A 1,960-nucleotide genomic window follows, 5' to 3' on the forward strand; every position below is an offset into this window, starting at 1 on the left:
ATTTTCTCTGGGTTATGTTAGTATTATTTATTTTCTTTTAATTGCATGCTTCTCAGTACCTTTGGCATCTTTTGGTGCTAAAATGGCCCATAAAGTCCCTCAAAAAAAGTTAAAAATAGTATTTTCAATTTTGGTTTTATATATGGCATTGAAAATGTTGGGCATTTTGCCGTAGTAACTTGTTTTCAGATTAAAAGTTCATTTCGCCAATTGCAAAACCTTATGATGAAGCTCGCAGTGAACACTACTTTTGATAAATAGATTATGAATCGTCCATGTTTGCGGTATGAAGCTACATCTTTTTAGGTAAAACAGCAATGTTTCGTATATCAATCCAATAATTGGGGATATTATTGCAATAATATAAACCAATTATGGGCATGATGATGTTTCCTTCATCGTTCAGGTTATCATCATTTATATAAGTTTAAGAATATTATTTTTAAAAAAGTTTAGTCATGAATATTTATTCCCATTCCTGTAGCACTGATTTGTATACAGTCGCCTCCGAGCCCTGCAAGAAAATATTCAATTTCCAGATTTATTATTCCGTTTCCACCATTTCTCTTAATTTTTTCACACAAGTTTATTAAACATTCGTCTTTACCGTGTTTAATGCTGTTGAGTGTTTTAAGTTCACTTTCTTCAGGATTGGTATGAATTATTTTATTGTCTTTGTCTAAAATCACGTGGCTTCCATAAACTCCAATTCTTTCATGTTTTATGTCAAGGATGTCAGTACTTGTTATGAAGTAAAAATCTAAGTTATTGATTTTTCTATTACTTTCAATTTCATCATATGGTTTGATTTTATCTCTTTTTATTTCTGGAGGTTCCCAAAATAGAATAGGCCTTTTTGCAACAATTTCCTCAATCTTCTTAACTAGTTTTTTCAATCCGTTAAGAGGATAAGATAAGATTCCTCCAAGCACGACTAAAAGTATGTAGTTTATCAATGTTGGGAACGCTGCTTGCAATATGACTAGTATTGATCCTGCAGTAATGATATTAACGCCTAATGTGGGATTTTTTAAAATGAAGCTGTAAAATGTTGTGGAGATAAAAAGGACAAATGCACTTATTGCACCTACATTTTCACCCAATATTCTATTTGCAAGAATGGTTTCAACATATCCCGCTGCTAAAGGTGCAAATATCAAACCTAGGTTCCATCCGAAAATATCTATGTGGAAATATAAGAAAATGCCATAGACTAAAAGTCCAAATGCGGTACCGACGCTTATGCATAATAATCCTTTTAGACTATTCACCAAATCTATTTCTTTGTCTTTAATTTTCATTTTATTCAAATTTGACAGCAGTACCATAAGCTGTAACTAAGATCGTGTTTCCCATAGTGCCGCCAAGATTATCGTAGGAAATCTTAAGCCCTATAATTGCATTAGCATCTAAACTTTCAGCTTTGTCTTTCATGCTTTCAAAAGCAACGTCACGCGCTTTTTGAAGTTCTTCTTCATATCTTGAGGTTCTCCCGCCCACAACATCACGAACTCCAGAAAATAAATCTTTATAAATATTTGCGCCGATTAAGGATTCTCCAGTTACCAAACCTTTGTATTCTATAATCTCTTTATTTTCTAAAGTGTTTGACGAGGTCAATATCATTTATATCACTATTTCATGAATGTCATTATTGCCCAAATAATTAAAAATATTGCAATAACTACATATAATATTAATCTTGTTCTTTTTGTTTGCGCCAATCTTGCATCCCAGACTTTCTGACAATCCGGTGAGCATACAAGTTCGTTTAGAGGTATAGGTGTCCCACAGATAGGGCAATGTTTATGAGGTTCTACTGCCATTTTTTTCATCTCCTTTATATTTTAAAAAATTCTTTAGTATTTTTAGTAGCCTGAACGGCAAGTTCTTCTGCATCCAGACCCATGCAGAGTGCAATTGTTTCGAGGATGTGAAGTAAATATTTTGGTTCGTTCCG

The 1,960-nt window shown here is 33.0% G+C and carries 4 protein-coding genes; 1 reads left to right on the forward strand and 3 read right to left on the reverse strand.

The window, feature by feature from the left end; translation table 11 throughout:
* Positions 1-7: 7 nt before the first annotated feature.
* Positions 8-175: a TSUP family transporter gene (locus Q4Q55_RS10510; protein WP_303372747.1), complete on the forward strand. Its 168-nt coding sequence runs from the start codon at positions 8-10 to the stop codon at positions 173-175.
* A gap of 277 nt (positions 176-452) precedes the next feature.
* Here Q4Q55_RS10510 and Q4Q55_RS10515 read toward each other — a convergent pair whose 3' ends face one another.
* From Q4Q55_RS10515 to Q4Q55_RS10525, 3 genes are read right to left on the reverse strand one after another with little or no spacing between them, the layout of a single operon-like run.
* Positions 453-1,301, reverse strand: a complete 849-nt coding sequence (locus Q4Q55_RS10515; protein WP_303372745.1) for a hypothetical protein — start codon at positions 1,299-1,301, stop codon at positions 453-455.
* 1 nt (position 1,302) lies between these two features.
* On the reverse strand, positions 1,303-1,626 hold the full coding sequence (locus Q4Q55_RS10520) for a YbjQ family protein (protein WP_303372746.1): 324 nt from the start codon (positions 1,624-1,626) through the stop codon (positions 1,303-1,305).
* An 8-nt stretch (positions 1,627-1,634) separates the two neighbouring features.
* On the reverse strand, positions 1,635-1,826 hold the full coding sequence (locus tag Q4Q55_RS10525; RefSeq protein WP_292818544.1) for a DUF2116 family Zn-ribbon domain-containing protein: 192 nt from the start codon (positions 1,824-1,826) through the stop codon (positions 1,635-1,637).
* Positions 1,827-1,960: the final 134 nt, after the last annotated feature.

Origin of the sequence: Methanobrevibacter sp. (assembly GCF_030539555.1) — an archaeon.
Taxonomy (GTDB): Archaea; Methanobacteriota; Methanobacteria; order Methanobacteriales; family Methanobacteriaceae; genus Methanocatella.

Coding starts and splice junctions, on each gene's coding strand:
- Q4Q55_RS10515 (WP_303372745.1), bottom strand. CDS start 1,301: ATGAAAATTAAAGACAAAGAAATAGATTTGGTGAATAGTCTAAAAGGA.
- Q4Q55_RS10520 (WP_303372746.1), bottom strand. CDS start 1,626: ATGATATTGACCTCGTCAAACACTTTAGAAAATAAAGAGATTATAGAA.
- Q4Q55_RS10525 (WP_292818544.1), bottom strand. CDS start 1,826: ATGGCAGTAGAACCTCATAAACATTGCCCTATCTGTGGGACACCTATA.